18 protein-coding genes and 1 pseudogene are annotated in these 21,050 nt (G+C 51.9%); 13 read left to right on the top strand and 6 right to left on the bottom strand.

Features of this window, described 5'->3' with window-relative positions:
* Positions 1-663 precede the first annotated feature (663 nt).
* Genes DK510_RS00900 through DK510_RS00885 form a run of 4 tightly spaced genes read left to right on the top strand, consistent with a single transcriptional unit; the run spans position 664 to position 5,544 of the window.
* On the top strand, positions 664-1,689 hold the full coding sequence (locus DK510_RS00900) for an ABC transporter substrate-binding protein (RefSeq protein WP_109310514.1): 1,026 nt from the start codon (positions 664-666) through the stop codon (positions 1,687-1,689).
* Positions 1,690-3,906, top strand: a complete 2,217-nt coding sequence (locus DK510_RS00895) for an iron ABC transporter permease (protein WP_109310513.1) — start codon at positions 1,690-1,692, stop codon at positions 3,904-3,906.
* Entirely contained in the window at positions 3,903-4,976 is a 1,074-nt protein-coding gene (locus DK510_RS00890) for an ABC transporter ATP-binding protein (protein WP_109310512.1), read from the top strand. Before DK510_RS00895 ends, DK510_RS00890 begins: the two co-directional genes overlap by 4 nt.
* A gap of 1 nt (position 4,977) precedes the next feature.
* Positions 4,978-5,544, top strand: coding sequence for a histidine phosphatase family protein (locus DK510_RS00885; protein WP_109310511.1), 567 nt, complete (start codon positions 4,978-4,980; stop codon positions 5,542-5,544).
* A gap of 6 nt (positions 5,545-5,550) precedes the next feature.
* Here DK510_RS00885 and DK510_RS00880 read toward each other — a convergent pair whose 3' ends face one another.
* A complete protein-coding gene (locus DK510_RS00880) occupies positions 5,551-6,342 on the bottom strand; it encodes an inositol monophosphatase family protein (protein WP_109310510.1) in 792 nt (263 codons plus the stop codon).
* 284 nt (positions 6,343-6,626) lie between these two features.
* Here DK510_RS00880 and DK510_RS00875 point away from each other — a divergent pair.
* A pseudogene (locus DK510_RS00875) lies at positions 6,627-7,232 on the top strand (IS6 family transposase); the annotation flags it as partial.
* Positions 7,233-7,474: 242 nt separating this feature from the next.
* Here DK510_RS00875 and DK510_RS00870 read toward each other — a convergent pair.
* Positions 7,475-7,933, bottom strand: a complete 459-nt coding sequence (locus tag DK510_RS00870) for a hypothetical protein (protein WP_109310509.1) — start codon at positions 7,931-7,933, stop codon at positions 7,475-7,477.
* Positions 7,934-8,148: 215 nt separating this feature from the next.
* Between DK510_RS00870 and DK510_RS00865 the strand changes: the two genes are divergently transcribed.
* The 3 genes from DK510_RS00865 to DK510_RS23555 all read left to right on the top strand — a co-directional run bounded on the left by DK510_RS00865 (position 8,149) and on the right by DK510_RS23555 (position 9,776).
* Positions 8,149-8,376, top strand: coding sequence for a hypothetical protein (locus DK510_RS00865; RefSeq protein ID WP_109310508.1), 228 nt, complete (start codon positions 8,149-8,151; stop codon positions 8,374-8,376).
* Between the two features lie 600 nt (positions 8,377-8,976).
* Positions 8,977-9,060 (top strand): LuxR C-terminal-related transcriptional regulator, encoded by an 84-nt coding sequence (locus DK510_RS23060; RefSeq protein ID WP_370246093.1) that lies wholly within the window; start codon positions 8,977-8,979, stop codon positions 9,058-9,060.
* A 560-nt stretch (positions 9,061-9,620) separates the two neighbouring features.
* Positions 9,621-9,776 (top strand): GNAT family N-acetyltransferase, encoded by a 156-nt coding sequence (locus DK510_RS23555; protein ID WP_160116420.1) that lies wholly within the window; start codon positions 9,621-9,623, stop codon positions 9,774-9,776.
* 513 nt (positions 9,777-10,289) lie between these two features.
* Here the strand turns inward: DK510_RS23555 and DK510_RS00850 are convergent.
* The 3 genes from DK510_RS00850 to DK510_RS00840 form a co-directional block, all read right to left on the bottom strand.
* A complete protein-coding gene (locus tag DK510_RS00850; RefSeq protein WP_234998838.1) occupies positions 10,290-11,555 on the bottom strand; it encodes an NAD(P)/FAD-dependent oxidoreductase in 1,266 nt (421 codons plus the stop codon).
* Between the two features lie 112 nt (positions 11,556-11,667).
* Positions 11,668-11,949: a hypothetical protein gene (locus DK510_RS00845; protein WP_109310505.1), complete on the bottom strand. Its 282-nt coding sequence runs from the start codon at positions 11,947-11,949 to the stop codon at positions 11,668-11,670.
* Complete coding sequence (locus tag DK510_RS00840) at positions 11,946-13,316, bottom strand: aromatic ring-hydroxylating dioxygenase subunit alpha (RefSeq protein ID WP_234998837.1); 1,371 nt, start codon at positions 13,314-13,316, stop codon at positions 11,946-11,948. Before DK510_RS00840 ends, DK510_RS00845 begins: the two co-directional genes overlap by 4 nt.
* A 309-nt stretch (positions 13,317-13,625) precedes the next feature.
* Here DK510_RS00840 and DK510_RS00835 point away from each other — a divergent pair, with 309 nt between their 5' ends.
* The 5 genes from DK510_RS00835 to DK510_RS00815 all read left to right on the top strand — a co-directional run bounded on the left by DK510_RS00835 (position 13,626) and on the right by DK510_RS00815 (position 18,401).
* Complete coding sequence (locus DK510_RS00835; RefSeq protein ID WP_109310504.1) at positions 13,626-14,735, top strand: extracellular solute-binding protein; 1,110 nt, start codon at positions 13,626-13,628, stop codon at positions 14,733-14,735.
* An 87-nt stretch (positions 14,736-14,822) separates the two neighbouring features.
* A complete protein-coding gene (locus DK510_RS00830; protein WP_109310503.1) occupies positions 14,823-15,965 on the top strand; it encodes an ABC transporter ATP-binding protein in 1,143 nt (380 codons plus the stop codon).
* A 65-nt stretch (positions 15,966-16,030) separates the two neighbouring features.
* Complete coding sequence (locus DK510_RS00825) at positions 16,031-16,924, top strand: ABC transporter permease subunit (protein ID WP_234998847.1); 894 nt, start codon at positions 16,031-16,033, stop codon at positions 16,922-16,924.
* The gene (locus tag DK510_RS00820) at positions 16,925-17,767 is read left to right on the top strand and encodes an ABC transporter permease subunit (protein ID WP_109310501.1); all 843 of its coding nucleotides are present in this window, start codon (positions 16,925-16,927) and stop codon (positions 17,765-17,767) included.
* A gap of 1 nt (position 17,768) precedes the next feature.
* A complete protein-coding gene (locus tag DK510_RS00815) occupies positions 17,769-18,401 on the top strand; it encodes a TetR/AcrR family transcriptional regulator (protein WP_109310500.1) in 633 nt (210 codons plus the stop codon).
* 24 nt (positions 18,402-18,425) lie between these two features.
* Here the strand turns inward: DK510_RS00815 and DK510_RS00810 are convergent, their stop codons facing one another.
* A complete protein-coding gene (locus DK510_RS00810) occupies positions 18,426-20,885 on the bottom strand; it encodes an FAD-dependent oxidoreductase (RefSeq protein ID WP_109310499.1) in 2,460 nt (819 codons plus the stop codon).
* Positions 20,886-21,050: the final 165 nt, after the last annotated feature.

The raw sequence follows: 21,050 nt of genomic DNA, 5'->3' as shown, positions 1-21,050 counted from the left end.
ATTATTCCCTTGGTCGCAATCACCAGATCAACATCGAACGACGGGAGTGCAGCCGTGAGCGGGTCAGACGGCGGTAGTTAAATGAGTCAGACTAGGGGCGGGGCAGGGTTCGCTTGGGTGACACCTGATTCACCTGCTACGTCGAATTGACATCGAAATTGGGAGGTGTCCCTCTGATCAAGGTTTGCCCGTGAACAATATGTGCCTAGATCAGGAAAGGGCCGGCCGCTACCAAAAATGTCTCCGGAAGAATGGGTGGAGAGCGGAAGTTCGCAGCAGCCGAACGGGGACTCAGATTGCAGGCGAAAGCCAGACCTTAAATTCGCAATACGATGATTGCTCTACATTGGAGAGAAAGGTTGCTTCAGCAAAAGGCCATCTAAACAATGCGGCATCAAAATACACTCCCGATCTTCTTACTTGGTGCTGTAAACTGGCTTGGTGATCAAAAAGCTGGCGGCGCAAGAAAAATGGTACTCGTGGAATTTCCTTGCAGAACTAACAGTACGGTGTTGAGATTGTTTCTGTCATTGGGAGGCTGGTCGGATATTGATTTGGCCAACGCAATTAGATCCACTAGCGACTTTGAGCGACCGCCTCTAACGACGAATTGACGAGTATCGCGCTGGGAATTTCGGCACGACACATAGGGGAGGAAAGAAATTGAAAAATCTGACGACAACGCTGGCGGGATCGCTGATAGCATTTGCGGCTTCGGTAAGTGCGGCCCAAGCTGAGAAGCTGACGTTTTACTGCTCGGCACAGGAAGATTGGTGTCAACTCATGGCGCGCAGTTTCGAGGATGCCACCGGCATAGATGTCAATATGACCCGCAAGTCGTCGGGCGAGACGTTTGCACAAATTCGCGCGGAAAGTTCTAACCCTAAAGGCGATGTATGGTGGGGCGGTACCGGTGATCCCCATTTGCAAGCTGCCGAAGAAGGCCTGACGATGGAATACGTGTCGCCGACGCGTGACCAGCTTCACGACTGGGCGATCTCGCAGGCTGAAAGTGCAGGTAACAAAACCATCGGAATTTATTCAGGCGCACTTGGCTACGGCTACAACTCCGACCTCTTGGCCGCGAACAGCCTGCCTGAGCCTGCATGTTGGAAAGACTTGCTGAAGCCCGAGTATAAAGGGCACGTGCAAATGGCGAACCCGAATTCCTCGGGCACCGCTTATACGACGCTTGCCTCGATGGTTCAGATATTTGGCGAAGACGACGGCTTTGAGTTCATGAAGGGCCTACATTCGAACATCAACCAATACACCAAGTCGGGTTCAGCCCCAATCAAGGCCGCCGGTCGGGGTGAGAACACCATCGGTATCGTCTTCATGCATGATGCGGTCAAGCAGGCCGTATCAGGTTTTCCGGTCAAAGTCGTGGCCCCATGCGAAGGCACAGGCTATGAGATCGGCTCGATGTCGATCATTGATGGCGCTCGAAATGAAGAAGAAGCCAAAAAGTTCTATGACTGGGCGCTCAGCCCCGAGGCCCAGAACCTTGCGCTTGAGGTTAACGCCTTCCAGGTTCCGTCCAACAAAAATGCGGAAACGTCTGAAAGCGCACCTGACATGAGCCAGATCAAGCTGATCGACTATGACTTCAAAAAGTATGGCTCGTCAGATGAACGCAAGCGTCTTTTGCAGAAATGGGACGAAGAGGTCTCTGTGCTACCTCAGTAAGTGACTGAAATCACGTCAAAAACGAACCACCCGGTTCTAATCTTCTGGATTGTTGCCGGGTGGATCGGTTTCTGCCTGCTGCCATGGTTTATGGTAGAGGATGGCATTTGGTCATTCGTATGGCTGGTCGACGGATATCCGTTCGACGAAGATTATGCGCCCGCCGCTTTTCTGGTCGGACAAGGCGAAAAGCTGTGGCTTACGCCGCTTTTGGTCCCGCTTGCGTTGCCTTTGTTGGTACTCGGCAAACCGAAGTCCGATCCGCAATACGCGCGCATCCTGATTTTGGCTGGTGCCTTGGGTTTTGGCTGGCTGATTGCGCAAGGGTTCTCAATTGGCATTCGCGGGTTCAATTTCGACTGGATGAATGCGCTGTTCGGAGAACCGAAGATCCGCCAGTTCGGCATGGGATACGGCGCGATGATCTGCGCCACAGCGTTCCTGTTCCTTTTAACTCAGGGTATTGCGGCGCGCGGAGCCATCAATGGCGACGTTTTCGTCGTCAGCGCTATTGGTGGCGTAATCACCATTGTTACAGTTTTCGTCTTCTTTCCAATTGCGAAGATGTTGTTTGCCGCCTTCGTTACTGAAGACGGTGCCTATTCAGTTTCGGTTTTTGCCTCGAAGTTCTTTGATGACCGACTTTGGGGCTTGGGTTGTTTTGCCGGTGCCAAATGTGGTGCCGCGTGGAACTCTCTGTTTCTTGCAATTCTTGTGGGTTTCATCACGACCGTGCTTGGCCTTTGTTTTGCGCTTGTCGTCACACGGTCGGGATTCCGCTTTAAACGCGGGATGCGCGCGTTGACGGTCTTGCCGATTATCACGCCGCCTTTCGTGATTGGTCTGGCACTGATCCTGTTGTTTGGGCTTTCCGGGTCGGTCACCAGATTTGTTGCCGAGATCTTTGGCGTGCAGCCGACGCGCTGGTTATATGGCATGCCCGGGGTGCTGATCGCTCAGACGCTGGCATTTACGCCAATCGCCTTTCTGGTCTTGATCGGGGTGGTAGAAGGGGTGTCACCATCGATGGAGGAGGCCGCCCAAACCCTTCGAGCCAATCGTTGGCAAACCTTCAAAACCGTGTCCCTGCCTCTGATGCGACCGGGCCTGGCTAATGCTTTTTTGCTGGGGTTCATCGAATCTATGGCCGATTTTGGCAACCCACTTGTCTTGGGCGGAAACTTCGATGTGCTTTCGACTGAGATATTTTTTGCCATCGTCGGTGCGCAGTACGATCAGGGCCGGGCTGCTGTTCTAGCCATGGTGCTCTTGTTCTTCACACTTTCTGCCTTCTATGCGCAGCGCGCGTGGTTGGGGAAAAAGAGCTATACCACCGTTTCCGGCAAAGGCGACGCGGGTGTACATCCCTTGATGCCAAGGGGCCTTGCCATACCGGTTCTGGGCATTGCAGTTGCCTGGGCGGTTTTCACTGCTGTGGTTTACGGGATGATCATCTACGGAAGTATTGTCGAACTGTGGGGCGTCGATAACTCGCTGACGTTCAAGCACTACGTCACTGCCTTTTCGGTCCGCTTCGAGGAAGAGGGTATTCGCTGGACCGGAGCCGCCTGGGACAGTTTCTGGACCACAATCACCATCGCCGGCATTGCCGCGCCTCTGACGGCCGCCGTGGGGTTGGTCACCGCCTATCTGCTAACGCGGCAAAGTTTTGCGGGAAAGAATGCGTTTGAGTTTGGCACGATGCTCTCTTTCGCTATTCCCGGCACCGTTATTGGCGTCAGCTATATTCTGGCATTCAATGTGCCCCCAATCGAGATCACCGGCACAGGCGTTATCTTGGTCGTCAGCTTTATCTTCCGCAATATGCCGGTTGGGGTTCGCGCGGGTATCGCGTCGATGTCGCAGTTGGACAAATCCCTCGACGAGTCCTCGCTAACGCTTGGTGCGAACTCGTGGCAGACATTCAGGCGAGTGATCCTCCCGCTTTTGCGGCCGGCAATCCTGGCTGCGCTGGTCTACAGCTTTGTCCGGGCAATGACGGCGATTTCGGCGGTGATATTCCTTGTTTCCGCCGAGTATGACATGGCCACCAGCTATATTATCGGTCGGGTCGAGAACAACGATTACGGTCTTGCAATCGCATACTCCACAACGCTGATCTTCGTGATGTTGGCGGCAGTCGGGATGTTACAAATCCTCGTAGGCCGTGTTCAGATTGGGCGACGTACACAACTCGGAGCAGAGAAAACGACATGACCGAAACGACTATAGCAAGTAAGGCCGCGCCTGTTCGTTTCGACGGTGTCTCGAAAGTGTTCGGCAAGGATGTGGTGGCCGTCGACAGCATCGATCTGCACGTCCAAGCGGGCAAACTGGTGACTCTGTTAGGCCCCTCAGGCTGCGGTAAAACGACGACGTTGCGCATGATCGCAGGTCTGGAAATGGCAACCTCGGGCCGAATTCTGATCGGCGACCGAGACGTGACCAAATTACCCGCTACCGACCGTGACGTGTCGATGGTATTCCAATCCTACGCGCTTTTTCCTCATATGAGCGTGCTAGAAAACGTCATGTATGGGTTGACCTTTTCCGGCTTCGACAAGCGCGAGTCCCGATCGCGCGCGCTGCATGGGTTAGACTTGGTTGGCCTGAAGGGCTTCGACAATCGTTTGCCAAGCGAACTTTCCGGCGGGCAGCAACAGCGCGTTGCCGTCGCTCGTGCATTGGTTTTGGAGCCACAGGTTTTGCTCTTTGACGAACCTCTCTCAAACCTCGATGCGAAACTGCGTCGCCAAGTGCGCGAAGATATCCGTGCCATTCAGCAAGATCTCGGTTTGACCGTCGTATATGTGACACACGATCAGGAAGAAGCCCTTGCCGTTTCAGACGAGATTGTCGTCATGCGCAACGCTGCTATCGCTCAGATCGGAACACCGCGTAAACTCTATGATGCGCCGGTTGACCGGTTCGTGGCCGATTTCATTGGTGAGGCTAACCTGATCAATTGCACTATCCTATCCGTAGAAGGCGGTTTGGCCACGATCGAGATCGAGAGCTATCAACACACGCTCCCCTCTCGCGGTCTAACGCCAGGACCAGCAACCCTGGCCGTGCGCCCGTCACGGATTTTGATTGGATCTGATACCGGCATCCCGGCCAAAGTTGCCAAGGCGACCTATGTTGGTGTGAGGATGGAGTACACTCTGGCCGGTGCCTTCGGGCAGGTATTTGCTGTGCAGGACGACGTGGACGAACCGCTGGAAATCGGCTCGGAAGTCAAAATGTCTTTTGCCGGACGCGGCCCCGTTCTGTTGCCGGAAGGGTGATTTGGGTAAGCTTTTAGTCGTCTCTCACCCGGAGGTCGTCGTCGAACCAGAGACACCGGTCACCGAATGGGGTTTGAGTGAAATTGGCCGCGCCCGAGCTGACACATTTGCACAAAGTAAGACCATGTCGTGCGTGACAGACATATGGTCCAGCACCGAGCGAAAAGCGTTCGAGACAGCGGCTATCCTTGCAAAACCTTTGGGGCTGGTCGCGAAATCCGAACCTGGACTGGGAGAAAACGACCGAAGCGCTACCGGGTTCCTTCCTCCCTCGATATTCGAGTCCGCCGCTGACACCTTTTTCGGGGCACCCAATTCCAGCTACCGCGGCTGGGAAACAGCCCATGCTGCTCAATTGCGTATCGTTCGAGCAGTCCTGTCAATCGTCAAAAACCACGACGGAAGAGACCTAGCCATTGTAACCCACGGCGCGGTCGGAACCCTGCTTTGGTGCCATCTGGCAGGGAAGGAAATTGACCGGCGGTTTGATCAACCTGGGCAGGGCCACTTCTGGCGCGCGGATTTTAAATCCCTTCAACCTGAGTTCGGGTGGCGCCCGATTGCCTGAAAGACGTCATTCGTTCCAAGCGTCGTCGCAGATCATTTTCAAGGTCTCAAACACGGCCGGTGTACCCGCGATCACGCGACCACCGTCCCGGATCATCCCGTCGCCGTCTTGATCCTCGATCTCGCCACCTGCTTCGGCAATCATCAACTGACCGGCGAGGCAATCCCAGGCGTTCATGTGCTCTTCAATGTACCCCAATAAACGTCCCGCCGCGACGTAGGCCAGCGAAAGCGCACCGCTTGCATTGCGATGATAGAGAGCGCCACGTTCGATAAGGGCCGCAATCACCGGAACGACGTTTGATGCTTCGACCCGGTTCGAATAGCCAATTGAGACGGTTCCACTTGTCAATTCTACGCTTGAGGCAACCTGCATGGCGTGTCCATTCAAAGTGGCACCTTCGCCTCGGACCGCCACGTAAGTTTCACCAACGTTTGGCTCGAAAATCACACCGACCTGCGTCTGACTGTCCGAAACACCCGCTAAGACAACCGTCCAGGCCGGAATACCATTAACGAAGTTCGTTGTCCCATCAATCGGATCGATCACCCAGTCAAAACCGCTGGAGCCAGCTTTTTCGGCGTGTTCTTCGCCATAAATCCCATCATCGGGAAAAGAGTTCATAATCTTTTGACGAATGAAGGTTTCGACGTCGCGATCCGCCTCGCTGACCCAGTCCTGGGCGCCCTTTTTATCAATGACCAAGGTGTCTCTGGCGGCAAAATACTCTAGCGCAAGCGCACCCGCCTCTTCGGCTACCGCGACGGCGAAGTTTCTTCTTGCAATGATGTTATGCATTGATCGGCTCACTTCTTGCTGAATGCATCACCACATCTAAGGGAAGGGGTATCGGAAAACAAAACAGTGTTTGTGAGGCTAAAATCCACTTTCTTCGCGTCAAATGAGTTTCTGTCGAAAGAATATCCCCATTAATGCTACTCATTCACTTCCACACAGTGGAGCCGCACGTTGCCAGTGACCAATGTCGGCTTTCTTTAGAGAACGCTGCATCGCAGCGATTGAAGGGTCTTGTCAGAATAACTTAGCTTGAGCGGGGTAGGGTGGTTGCATAGCTTTCTTTCATGACTAAATCTGCCTCTTTCAAATACTTCAAAACCAGCCCTGAGATCATCGGCCTGGCGGTGATGCTGTACGTTCGATTTCCGCTTTCATTGCGAAATTTCGAAGACTTGCTGCACGAACGTGGTATCGAAGTCAGTCATGAAACCGCCCGGAATTGGTGGAACCGCTTCGGCTCGATGTTTGCTTCTGAGATCAAAAAAATACGCGTCCAGCAACTGCGTGCATTCTCGAAATGGAAGTGGCACTTGGACGAGGTTTTCGTGAAGGTGAATGGTAAGAGACACTACCTCTGGCGCGCTGGGGATCACGAAGGCTAGGTGCTGGAAGCTGCTGTCACCAAACGCCGAAACAAAGCTGCAGCATTTAGATTTGTCAAGAAATTGATGAAGCGCCATGGATGTACAGAAGAGATCGTGACGGATCGCTTCGCTTCTTACAAGTCTGCGCTCAGAGAAATGGGCGCGCTCGAGAAACAACAGACGGGAAGGTGGTTCAACAACCGCGCCGAGAATTCGCACCTCCCGTTGCGACGACGCGAACGCGCGATGCAGCGTTTCAGGCGCATGCGAAGTTTACAGAAATTCACCGCCGTTCATTCCTCCGTCTAGGCTTCCATCAATTCTGCTGCCAAGAACTGCTCAGAATAAACACGAACCGTGCCAAAAAGCGGTGTGGACAGACGCGCAAGACATCGATTTCCCGTTTCGTAAAGCCAGAGCGCCTCTTTGTTGCAAAGGATACAGAAGCACCAAGCACCCACGCCGATCCATTTTCGAAAGATACGGTGCGTGTGCCTAAACGGAACGGACAATGCGAGGTAGTCGGTGAAACCTGATGCGGCCAGTTTTTAGTATATCGGGTATTTATCGCGGATTGATGGGTCCGTAAGGTTGGTACGCAGAAGCGGCATCATTTCCAATTCGCTAACAAGGCCATCGGCACGGTCCCAGATTTCTCGGTGAAAAAACCTGCTGGCCACTTGATCTGACAGTTTATTGTTTTCGCCAAAGGGAGCATTGTCAAAAAGTTCAACCGTGATCGAACTGCGAGGCATGACAGTCCATTCAACACGGTCGGTTGATACATCCCAAGTAGCATCGACCAAACCAATGACGGGGTGCATCATGAGGCGACCCAGAGAGACCCGGGCAACTGGCACGCCGCCGTCGATCAGCCTTTGGCTCAAATGCTCGACCAGACCACCTACCTTGCCTTCGAAGAAGGCTAATTTCTGCAACCAATCTGAAATACGGTCAAAAACAACCGGTACAAAGTTCTCCTCAAAGAGCACTTTGATACAGCCCATCGCCTATGTCATTTTATTTATTGAGGCAAAACGCACGCTTTAGAGGGGCGAAGCAATTGTCCATTTTGTCCGCGAAGCAGACCTTGACCAAAAGGGCTGCCATGCCGATCTCATTCCCAGAATGATCCAGATTGCGCGGCCTCACCAAGAGAAAGTAGATTTTCGCGGGAACGTGGGGCACTCTGTGTTCTTACACCCAGGCAGGAGGTCCTGAAGTGCCACAGTACAACGATATGTTCGAACTTTCGGTAGAGGATATGGACCTGATCGAGGTGTCACTGCGACGCGCATCGTCAACGCTGTCTCATGAACAGCCGGGCGAAACCGAGGATAACAAGGCAGAGAGGGAAAAAAACCTGCGCCGTATCCAGGATCTCTTAGGGCGATTGCACGATCAGAAGATCTTTTACAGGCCAAAGAGTGGAGTCTACGTAGGTGGCTAAGTTCCAGAATTGGTTCAGTTGATCTGTGAATACCGAATGGTAGTTTGTCCGGCATCTTTCCAGTTGGGACATAGTGCAGCGAAGGATCATTCCTCCTAAACCGGGCGTTCGTGCGTTGCGTGGCGAGGGTCGGGTGAGAGTCCATACCAGACTTTCACCGTACATTTAGTTTTTGCTCGTGAAGAAAATTCTGAAACCGAGCATTCCGGAAATTCAGAACCAGGCGGCAAAAAGCAAGTGAGCGGACGTGACTGCCATTTATTGTTTCCAAAGATGACATAGCATCAGCTAGCACGCGTACTGCCTTCTCGTGCTAGACGAAGCGGGCTGGTTTCCAAGCCTTGCATCGACGGACAGGTCATTTTTGCGACGGCCACTCCGACCTTGGATGCGGTAAACGCCCCCAGAGCGACCACACAGGAATGACCCGGAATACCCGAGCCATTGAGAGCCACAAAAAAGGCGCAGCGATATAGGTAAAATGTTCCGAATGAGGTGCGCGCGAAACGTCCGACCAGTTCAAGCCGTCTCTTTCGTTCTACAAGGACGTAAACCCATGTAGACAAGGAGAGACAGTGGAAGCCCCATAGAGACAACAGGATACTGGGAATCTCTCCAGGAACGGTTCGTATCTACCGTCGGAACACATATTCCAAGCTTAGGATGAGATCCCAGGGTGAATAGTTCTCAAGATTCATCGATGCACTGTTAGGTCCGGAAGAAAATTGAAACCCTGAGGAATGGGCCGTTTGGCATATTCTGCAATCGGTTGGCCGATTTAGGATGTGTGGTTGGCTCTGCAAAGCATTGAATGACGGGTCTGGCTGCTTTGGTGGTTATTTGCCGAACGTCTTAACTATGCCCAAATTGGTAATAGTGTCTGGGTTTGGCGAATTTCCCTTTTGGATTCGGGCATTCACAGAAGCCTTTCCAACAAGGTCAACAATGGGCATGGTCAGGACTATGAAATTGGTGTTCCAAAGCAAACGACTTCATTTCCGTCCTCTCGTCGAGGGCAATATTGATATTGAATTGGCACTTTGGACTGACCCCGAGGTCGTTCGATTCATTACGGGCGAGGTTTCCACTGTCGAAGAAATCCGCGAACTAATGCCCGTCGTGACAAAGCGCGCTGGTAGCGGCTGCATTGGCATTTGGTGTTTGACTGAGAAGACCACAAACGAAAAATTGGCCACGCCGCACTCCTCTCGCTCCCGATCGACGCTGAGGATACAGAGTTTGAATTGCTCCAGAGGTATCAATGGCCAGATCGAGATATTGAGATTGGCTTCGTCCTAAAGCGGTCAACGTGGGGTGCAGGATATGCGACAGAAGCTTGTGCTCGCCTCGTTGAATTCGCCTTTCTGGAATCTTCCATGGATACTATACACAACGACTGATCGTCAAAATCTCGCCTCTCAGAACGTTTTAAAGAAATGTGGATTTCAGGATTAAGGCCCTATTCGCGCTATCGCAGGCCACTTTCCTGGATTCAAGATTGAGCGCCACAATTGATAAGCTCTGTCGGTCGCAAGAAATTCGCAAGCGCTCGATTTACAAATCTGACCTTGAGGCAATGCCGACGTTCCATCCAGCCAGATGTCCATCACTTTGACCACAAAGCAGACTTAAGTGTTTTATAATACTAAATCAGGTGTTCGTACCTTAGCAGTCATCCAAGAAAACTACAGGAGAGAGATCATTTAGCCGAATTGAAATGACCCTCAGAAAAGTAACTGCCTGTTGCTCCCCTGAACCACTGACCTATTATCATCTGTCTGTGACTCGGTGGCCCGATCCAAATTCGTCGCCAAGCACGGAAAAGCGGTAAAAAGCTTTGCGGTTCTTTTCGAAATGTATGATTGATAGTCCTAGGGTATTCCACTTGCTGTACCAATTTGATTGCTAAGCTTTCAGCGCAATTGTGCCAATACGTCTTCCGCGGCTCTTAGTCCTTCTAAATGGGCTCCGCTGACCGAGCATTGTTGGGTAGGATGTGTCGCTTCACCGGCGAAATGCACCCACTCAGTATGAGATTGGCGTAACACAGCCCGTTGGTTGTGACCTCCGGGCTTGGCTCCTGCGTAGGAGCCGCGGATGTAAGGTTCATCTCGCCAAGAGGTCGCGTGCCCCTTGATGAAGTCGTTTCTGATGGCCGTACCGAAAAAGTCAACCAGAGTATCGAGCGCGTGTTCTATAGCACTTTCAGGTCCCGCGTCTTGCAAGTCTTTGGAAAAGCTTCCAGAACTTTCAAAGCTGGTTAGACCGGTGTTTGATATGTTGCAAAGAAAACCGCCACCGCGGGCCACTCCAGACGAGTCGGGTTCTAAGAGGTATGTCAGCCAAGTATCGGGTTGCACGGGCAACGTGCCAGGGCGGAAAAGTAGGCCTGCGTGATTGTAATCTCCCATTGTGATAAGCTCGAGCGCTGCGCGCCGGTCAGATTCGAGTGGGGGATCAAAGCGGATGGTGTTTTCGGCGAGGACCCCAACGGAAGCTGTTACGACTACGGTACGAGCTTTGATGTTGCCCTTAGCCGTCGTTATGTGCACGCCATCCGCGAGAGATTTTATTGTTGTGACTGGGGTGTCCAGTTTGATTGGCAGACCCTGTGCAGTGCATGCAATGAGATGTCCAAAGCCTTCACGGCAAAACCAGTCGTCACCGCCTTCCCAGGCACTGATGTCTCGCAGCGATGTGTCCGGCAAGTCTCTGGCAATCGACAACGCAAATGTCATCGCTGCTGTAAAGGACCAAGGTCCTTTATTTTCCCAAATATCAGCCAGGGATCGATCTGTTGGAATTCCGGTGCTTGCCTCAATTTCTGCATCGAAGCGCGCCGCCTCATTTATCGCGTTATGAACTTCATCGACTTCGTCCCAAAGAACGGCATCATCCTCCAAGCCATAAGTCATCGCGTTGTCCGGGGCCGCATAGAGATCAAGACCAAGTGCGAGACCCGGGGCTTTCAGAGCGTTTACATGTTCGGTGTGCATCCAGTGCGCTCCCATGTCGAACGGGACACCAAAGATTTCCGTATCCGTGTGTGTACGCCCTCCAACGCGGTTAGATGCCTCAACGCAAACAACCGCTAGACCTGCCGATTTGAGGGCGCGAGTAGCCGCGATTCCCGCAGCTCCGGCACCAACGACAACGACGTCAAAGTCATGAGCACTCAATGATTTCGCTCCAACAAATAAAGTGACTTGAGAGACAATTTCCGGAGTGAGCTTCCGCTTCTTCTTCGGCCTCTTGAGACCTTACAAGGATCTGAATTGTCCAAGAGTTTTGTCATTTGCGCAGAAGCAGTCTTGCGTCGGTGCTTGAGCTTAAATCGCAAACAAAATTTGGAATTGAAACGCCCTCATATCTAGCCAGATCGAGCGGATCTTCCGTGTCAAACTTGCTGCATCTTCGGTATATTTCCAGCATCTCGACAGAAAGCTTGCCGATCTTAAAAAAATACATCGCTGCAGCATACCGTGTGGCGCCAGAACCTGGCGTTCCGATAGTCGTTGTCAGGAACTGCCTTTGAGTTTCTGCTTCTGACGATTTGAAAACACCTTTCGTCACGATTTCGTCTCAGCCAACAATTCATCATTCAGCGAGGCAACTTCATCCTCTCCGGGCGTTACTTCAGAGTTATAGATGGGTAGTATTTTCCTCAAATGGTCGTGGTGGGAGCGCACGCCGTACTCAAGATCAGAAAGATAGAAGCCCTCAAAAGCCTCTGAGGCCATGGCTTCGTTTGACCATATCGTCAGTTGAATATCTTCTTCCACTGTTTCTCGATCAATCCGAGCGGCAAGGTACCGCGCCGCTTTTTGTTGGCGGTCTTCGTTTGGGTTTCGGTATGTTGCGCTTCGAAGGATGGACATTTCTGTCGTGACTGGAAACTCCTGATAAAACAGGGTTGTCTCAGGCGTGACCGCTATTACTGCATTCGGAAAAATGCCGTAGTAGAGCCAAGTTTTGTGCAAATGCTCAGGTAAGTGAGGCTGTGGCTTTGTGAATTTCTTGTAGTTGCGAACGGCCCACCGACGACCCTTCGTCGGAGTAAATTTTCCATCGGAACGTGAGATGCCATCGACATATGGTTCATCTGCGTAAGTCGAGCCATATAAGTCCTGAAGGGCAGGGTGGGCGAGAGGGACATGATATCCTTCGTTGTCGACATCTCTGATTGATTTCCAGTTTACCGGAGTTTCCTCCGTCCATACCCCGTCCGTCGGAACATGTTCGGCCATTTTGTAGGCAGAGATTTCCTGTTCAATCGGGGCAAGAAGTTCCGCTACCGATGGCTGGGGGCCGGGTTTGAATCGGATAAAGACAAACCCCTGCCAGATTTCCATTTCGATTTCTTTCAGGCCAAACTCGTGCTTGTCGAGATCGGGGAAGGACTCGGGGCGGGCGGCGCCACGCAGCGTTCCATCTAGATTGTAAACCCAGCCGTGAAATGGGCAGACCAGAGCGTTCGCACATTTTCCTTGTTCTTTGGACACGAGCCGAGAACCGCGATGACGACAAACGTTTAGAAACGCGCGGATGTCCGAATTGTTAGCTTTCAAGATCAGAGCGCGTTCGCCGCACATGTCAAAACAAAGGAAGCTACCGGGCTCCGGAATATCCGAAATATGGCAGGCGATTTGCCAGTGAGTTTTGAAGAGTTCGCTCTTCTCGAGCTCAAGAAGAGCGGCGCTGTGGTAGCACCACCCGGGCAGCCCGCGCCGGTCCCAATTGGCGGGAATTTCGGTATTTCTGGCTTCGTCGCGCATCTGTGCAATCCGCTTAATTTTGACTTGGTAAGTAAGTGTTTCAACTGGGTAGGCGAGCTCAAGCATACAATCTTGAATGTTCAACTTGATCAGCCCCCCCTTCAAGTAACTGTAGGTTTCGCTCAGTTTTGGTTGTGCGTCAACAATTTCTGACTGAATAATCATTCAGAAGTAGATTCGAAATAGATCTCGAAGTCGGTTTAGCATTGTGATTTTCACTCTATTTGCATAAGTTTTGTTCAATTTTAACAGTTGCGGGGATTTGATCAAAATCTTCCCGGCTGCGCTTGACAGCGAAGATTTCATCAGACTACCGTTCTGAATGACCAGTCAGATAAATACATGGCGGCTGGAGGAGGATGGGGTGCATAATGATCGCGCCCGCGACGCAGGGCGCGATCATTGGAAATAGTGTCTAGCAGACAAGGCAAGCGAAATTGCTGCAGCCACCACTCAGGGAGAGGAAGCGAAATCATGAGCTCAATCAGGAAAGTTGCCGGGATTACAGTTTTAGCAGTAACGGCTACTGCAATTTCGGGATCGGCATTCGCGCAAGAGCGTGTGTTGAAGGTTACGAATTGGGGAGAGTACATCGCTGAAGACACAATTTCGAACTTTGAAAAAGAATACGGAATCAAGGTCATTTATGATCCGTATGACTCTGCCGAAGCAATTGATGCTAAGCTCCTGGCAGGAAACAGCGGATATGACGTGGTTAGTCATGCCGGCAGTGATACGGCTCGGCTGATTAAGGCGGGTATCGTCGCTCCGCTTGATATGTCGAAGCTCGATAACATTAAGCACATTGATCCGGCCATTTTGGAACAGCTGGCCAGCGAGTGGGATCCAAGCAACCAGCACTTTATTCCGTATATGTGGGGAACGCACGGGGTCACATACAACGAAGAATTGGTGAAAGAGACTTATCCTGACGCCCCGATCGGATCGATGGATATGGTGTTCGACCCTGTGCACATGAAAGAGCTGTCCAAGTGTGGCGTTTCGTTCTTGGATTCTCCGGGCGACATCATTCCAATGGCTCTGGCGCATATGGGTTTGGATGCGAACTCCACAAACAAGGAAGACTATGAGAAAGTTGGGGAGATGCTGGCGGAAATTAGGCCGTACATCAAAACCTTCGACAACTATGCCTATCAGCGGATGCCTCAGAAAGAGTTCTGTGTTTCAACCACTTGGGGCCCGGATGGTCTTCTTGCGATGTCCGGTGCAGCTGAAGCCGATACTGGTGTCGTGCTAGACTTCTTTTTGCCCGAAGGCGATCGCACAGCACAGCTGTGGATTGATGGCTGGCTGATCCCGCAGGACGCTGCCAACAAGGAAGACGCACATCTCTTCCTCAACTACATGATGCGACCCGAGGTTGGAGCCAATGATAGTAACTTCACTTGGTATGCGACTGCCAACTTGACAGCCAAACCAATGGTTGATGAAGCCGTCACGTCCAGCCCGGCCGCTTTTCCGACATCGGATCAGGTTGCCAAGATGTATACGACTGCCGTTCTTCCTCCCAAGGTCGAGCGTTTGCAGACGCGCACCTGGACTGACTTCAAGGCCGGTAATTGATCCACTCACACTAGCAAGTGCAGTAGCGGTTCCTATCGGATCGCTACTGCACCCTCCAATCCACACTGGCAGACTGCGAGGCCCAAATTGACCGTTTCCACAACTGTCAGTGCAGCACCTTGGCTCGAGCAAAAAGAGCAGCAACCCCTAGTTCAAATCAGAGGTGTAACCAAGAAATACGGTGAAGTGACCGCCGTCGATAACGTCGATCTGGACATCTACAAAGGAGAGTTATTCTGCCTTCTGGGTGGATCGGGATGCGGAAAGTCGACACTGCTTAGAATGCTTGCAGGGTTTGAGGATTTGAATGCGGGCACAATTACGATCGACGGTGTTGATATGGCTGATGTGCCAGCCTACGAACGCCCTACAAACATGATGTTCCAAAGCTATGCGTTGTTCCCGCATATGACCGTCGAAAAAAATGTGGCATTCGGGTTGGAGCAGGACCATGTCCCCAAGTTCGACTTAGCTGACAGGGTTCACGACATCCTCAAGCTCGTTGAGCTGGAAGATTTCAAAAAGAGAAAACCCAAGCAATTGTCTGGCGGACAACGTCAGCGGGTCGCGTTGGCGCGGGCCTTAGTCAAACGCCCCAAACTGCTGCTCTTGGATGAACCTTTGGCTGCGCTTGACAAAAAACTACGTAAGCAAACGCAGTTTGAGCTCGCAAACATTCAGGACAAGGTCGGTGTCACGTTTATCGTTGTGACACACGATCAGGAAGAAGCAATGACCTTGTCCTCGAGAATGGCTGTTATGGACGCGGGTCGCTTCAAACAGATTGGAACTCCGACAGAGATATACGAGTTCCCGGAATCACGCTTTGTGGCTGACTTTATCGGATCCGCAAATATTTTTGAGGGAAGGGTGATCGAGGATGGGGCCGACCATGTTCGGGTCGAAACCGCGTTCTGCGAAGTGTTTATTGATCACGGTCATTCCGTGATGGTTGGCAGCAAAATTTGGGTCGCTTTGAGGCCGGAGAAAATTCGACTTGAGAAATCGGATGAGGTCGCTGAAGGCTCTAACCAGACATCGGCAATCATCGACGACGTTGGGTATTTGGGAGAGACATCAACCTACAAGGTGAGGCTTCCCAATGACGAAGTCTTCGACGTCACCATGCCCAACCAATCTCGTCCGACGCATGCCACACGGCGAATAACTTGGGAAGACAAGGTGAATATTAGCTGGGATCCGTCTAGCGCCATGTTGCTCCACTCATGACGGATTTCACGGAGGATATGCCTGAACCGCTTCCGGTTAAACGACTGCCCCTGCTTCATCTGTTCATGCGGCGTATTCAATACAGATGGCGACAGATCGTTACCGTTGTGCCGTTCCTCTGGCTGCTCGTTTTCTTTCTAGCGCCGTTCTTTATTGTCGCCAAAATAAGCTTGGCCGAACTGGCGATTGCAAGCCCTCCATTTACCAGTTTGATTGATTGGACTGGCGACGGGATCATGACGATCCGTCTGGTGTTCGACAATTTTATCTACATCTGGGAAGACAGCCTATACTTTGACACCTACGTCAACTCTCTCAAGATTTCAGTGACCTCCACGATCTTGTGCCTCTTGTTTGGTTACCCCATCGCCTACGCAATTGTACGATCGGGGCCAGTCGCGAAGCCGCTATTGTTGTTTGCTATAATTCTTCCGTTTTGGACGTCCTTCCTATTGCGTGTCTACTCGTGGATGGGCCTGCTTGCGGATCAAGGCACGATCAACAATCTTCTGATAACGCTGGGTATAGTCGATGAGCCGATCCGCATGCTGTACACGGAATTCGCCGTCTATATCGGGATCGTTTATACCTATATGCCATTCATGATCCTGCCGCTCTACGCGAATATGGAGAAGTTGGACAACAGTCTGAACGAAGCGGCTGCCGATCTTGGGTCCCGGCCAACGAACACGTTTTTCAAAATTACTTTGCCGCTGACGATGCCCGGTATTGTCGCTGGTTCTTTGTTGGTCTTCATCCCCGCGACAGGGGAATACGTTATCCCCGACCTGTTGGGGGGCGGAAACGTGCAAATGATTGGTCGCGTTCTCTACAATGAGTTCTCTAGAAACAGTGATTGGCCAGTTGCTGCCGCGGTGGCGATTGTTCTGCTTATCATTCTGGTGCTGCCCATCATGGTGTTCCAGCACTACCAGGGCAAAGCATCGGAGGAGCAATAAATGTACGCCAAACGCTCCCGCTTTTTGACCATCATGCTGACCTTGGGATTGGCATTCTTTTACATCCCGATGATCCTGTTGGTCATTTACTCATTCAACTACTCCAAACTCGTACCAGTTTGGGGAGGATGGTCCCTACGTTGGTATAAGGAACTCTTTCAGTCGGCTGAAGTCTGGAGCGCTGTTTCACTCAGTCTTCAGATTGCTGTTGTGAATGCTACTTTTGCGACAGCGCTCGGAACCTTGGCAGGACTGGCTATGGTGCGCTTTGGTCGGTTCAAGGGGCGGACGTTGTTTGGTGGTATGTTGGTTGCTCCTTTGGTGATGCCCGAGGTGATAACCGGATTGTCCTTGTTGGTTTTCTTTATTTCCCTGAACCAGCTGATCGGATGGCCGGCAGAACGTGGTTTTGCGACAATTACGATCGCGCATATTACCTTTTCAATGGCTTACGTGGCGGTGACAATTCAGGCGCGTTTGACCGGCGTGGGGCAAACTTTGGAAGAAGCGGCTGCCGATCTTGGTGCAAAACCGTTCAAAGTTCTGACTGCCATCACGATCCCACAGCTGACACCAGCCCTCATTTCCGGCTGGCTATTGGCGTTTACTCTGTCCCTCGATGACTTGGTCATAGCAAGTTTTGTTACTGGCCCAGGTGCAAATACCTTGCCAATATTGATCTTTTCGCGCATTCGACTAGGCCTCAGGCCGGATATTAATGCGCTGGCGACCATCATGATCCTTGTGATCGCCATTTGTGTCGCTATCGCTGCTATTGTTATGTTCCGGCAACAAAGGGCGGATTTGCTGGACAGGCAGATGGCCGACCGAGAGGAGAGTTAAATTGGAGACGCATGAGCTTCAGAAAAAACGACGCGCCGAACCTCCTGAAGTTCGTCGCTTGCAGTTGATTATGGCTGCCATCGACTCGATCTCGAAGCGCGGGTTTTCTGACACGACGCTTAAACATGTGACCGAAACTGCCAATCTGTCCCATGGCGTTGTGAACTATCACTTCGACAGCAAGGAAGCACTGTACGACGCTGCGCTGGGTTTTCTTGCGCAAGAACACTATGAGAATTGGCTAAAGTCTTACGACGCTGCGAAACCCACTGCCGCACATAGGTTGGCTGCCATCATTCGAGCGGATTTTGACAAAAGCATCTGCACCCATAAGCGCTTGGCTGTCTGGTTTGCTTTCTGGGGTCAAGCGAAGTATCGCCCTAATTACTTGAAAATACATAATAAATATGACAACGAAAGATACGGCCGAATTCTGCAGCTGTGTGGTGAATTGATCGTCGATGGTGGTTACGACGATCTCGATCCGGAAAAAACAGCCCGGGCTGTAGAGGCGATGTCTGATGGGGCCTGGCTCAGCATGATGCTCTATCCCAAAGTGGCTGATCGTCGGGAATTCAGGGATGTTTGCATGCTTTCGCTGTCGCGGTTTTTCCCAAAACATTTTCCGGTTTGAAATACAGCACTGAACAATAATGCATCAGCACTTTATCTTGCGCATGTCGGGGTCATAAAGCGGCTTTAACGAGGCGGTAGCATCGTATTTCTCGTCGGCAATTTCGATCTGCCATTGCCCCGTTGCGACTACGTCGGCAGTCAACGGTTCGCCAATCTCCGCAAAACCAATACCGACAGCAGCGCCGAGAGTGTGCCCATATCCGCCAACCTGAATATATCCGACTTCTGTGCCGTTTAGGTAAATCATCTCGTTGCCGTACATGAGAGGCTCTGGGTCTTTGAGCAGGAACTGCAACATTCGGTTCTTGGGCGTGCCTTTTGCTTTGATCGCGGCTAGTGCTTCCCTGCCGATGAAGCCACCGGGTTTGTCCAATCTAACGGCAAAGCCAAGACCGGCCTCAATCGGGTTGTCTGTGTTGCCCACATCAATTCCGAAATCACGATAGGCTTTCTCGAGCCGAAGGGAGTTAAGGGTCTGCATTCCGGCATTGCGAACGCCCAAATCACGACCTGCTTCCATTATCAGATCGTAGGTCTGTACTGCCTGAGTGGCAGGCACGTGAAGCTCCCAGCCGAGCTCGCCGATAAAGGTCAAGCGATAGGCCGTAACTACGGCGTACCCGATGTCGATTTCTCGAGCAGTCATGAAGGGAAAACCTTCATCGGACAAATCAGCACCAGATATTCTGCTCAAAAGTTCGCGTGACTTTGGACCATGAACGTTGATCTGGCAGCGTCCTGCGGTGATGTCTGTGATAACAACGTTCTCATCGTCCAGAATGTGCCGTCGCATGCGCATTTCGGTGTGACCCGCCGAGTTTTCACCCACGATGACCAAGTATCTCTGATCGGATAATCGGGTGACTGTAAGGTCAGCCTCAAATCCACCTCGTTCATTTACCCAGGCCGTGTAGACGACGCGACCGGCTTCAACATCAACGTCATTGCAAGACAGGCGAGAGAGGAGTGCGCATGCGTCCGGGCCTTCTACGTTGAAACACGCCATTGATGTCATGTCCATTACGATGACATCCTCGCGTGCTGCCTTATGTTCTTCAGCGTGCCAATCAAACCAATTTTGGCGAAACCAACTGTATTTCTCGACCTTGGCTTGTTCGGGCGTCGGAGCAAACCAATCTGGTTGTTCCCAGCCATTTCCTTCGCCGAAAAAGGCTCCGGCCTCTTTGAGCCGGTCGTAGAGCACTGAACGCTTAACGTTCCGGGCCGTTTTGTAATTCTCGTTGTGGTAGTGCTGGCCAAAGAGCTTTCCTAGCAATTCAGGTGTTCTGTCGCGTCGAAAAGCTGGTGTCGCCATTTCACGGGAGAAGCGATTGACGTTGATGCCGGTGACATCGATTGGCGGCAAGCCATCCACCATCCAATGGGCCAAAACCATGCCTGTGCCCGCGCCGTTCAGGATGCCAAGGGAGTTCATCCCACATGCAACCCAAAGATTGCGCAGTTCAGGCGTTGGGCCAACAAGCGGCGCAAGATCAGGTGTAAAGCTCTCCGGTCCGCAGAATAGTTTTTTGACGCCGTAGTTCATGGTGTCAGGTACGCGCGAATAGGCCTTCTCCAGGTCGGGTCCAACACGTTCCCAGTCTGGCTCGATCTCTCCAAATTGCCATTCATTTGGGATGCCATCGAGCTTCCAAGCCGCAGCACCCGGTTCGAAAAGTCCCAACATCATCCCACCAACTTCTTCTCGGTAATAAGTGTACGTGGAAGGGTCTTCGAGAATGGGTAGATCGCGGGGTAGGCCCGGAATACTTTCCGTTATCAGATAGTAGTGTTCAGCCGCCTGGAGGGGTAGATTTACCCCGTGTCTTGCACCCAGTTGGCGAGACCACATGCCACCGCAGATCACAACGTTTTCGGCTGTTATGGTATGACCACTCACGGTGCGAATTCCTGTCGCCGTGCCGTTCCTGGCCAAAATCTCTTCGACCCGCACACCTTCGAAGAAACGGGCGCCTCTGTTTTTGGCTCCCTTGGTCAGAGACATTGTCACGTCCACCGGGTTGGCCCGACCGTCCTCCGGAATTAGGAATGCTCCAACGACGTCTGATAGGTCCCCAATAGGGAACATCTCCTGCGCTTCTCTTACCGAGACTTCATGATTGTTTATCCCAAAACGCCGCATGAAGGCTGCGACACGGCGCATCTCATGCAGGCGTTCCTCGTTGGTTGCAATTTGTAGATATCCAACGTCGCGGAAACCTGTGGATATACCGTTTTCCTCCTCTAGGTTGGCATAAAGGTCCCGCCCATGCGTGTAGATGGCGCACTCAGCCTCCGACTTGAGAAGGCCGGCTACAATCAGACCTGCAGCGTGCCAAGTGGTTCCTGATGTCAGCTGTCCCTGTTCCAGAACTACGACATCGGTATGGCCGAGCTTAGTAAGGTGGTAGGCCGTGTTCGCGCCGATAGATCCCCCGCCAATGATCACGGTTTGGACATGCGTCGGAAGGAGGTCGTCCATGGCAAGAAATTCCTATCTTAGCGTTCATTTCTCCGAATATCATTCAAAACGATTAATGTCTATTGACTGAATGATCATTCAATAAAAGCCATATCACAGACCTTCGATTGCGCAATAAAGCTTGTCTGAACAGGGAGAAAAGGCTTCACTACAGTGATTGACTGA

Origin of the sequence: Ruegeria sp. AU67, assembly GCF_900312795.1 — a bacterium.
Lineage (GTDB): Bacteria > Pseudomonadota > Alphaproteobacteria > Rhodobacterales > Rhodobacteraceae > Ruegeria > Ruegeria atlantica.
The sequence above is the reverse complement of the archived record's forward strand: the minus strand, read 5'-3'. Positions and strand labels throughout refer to the sequence as shown.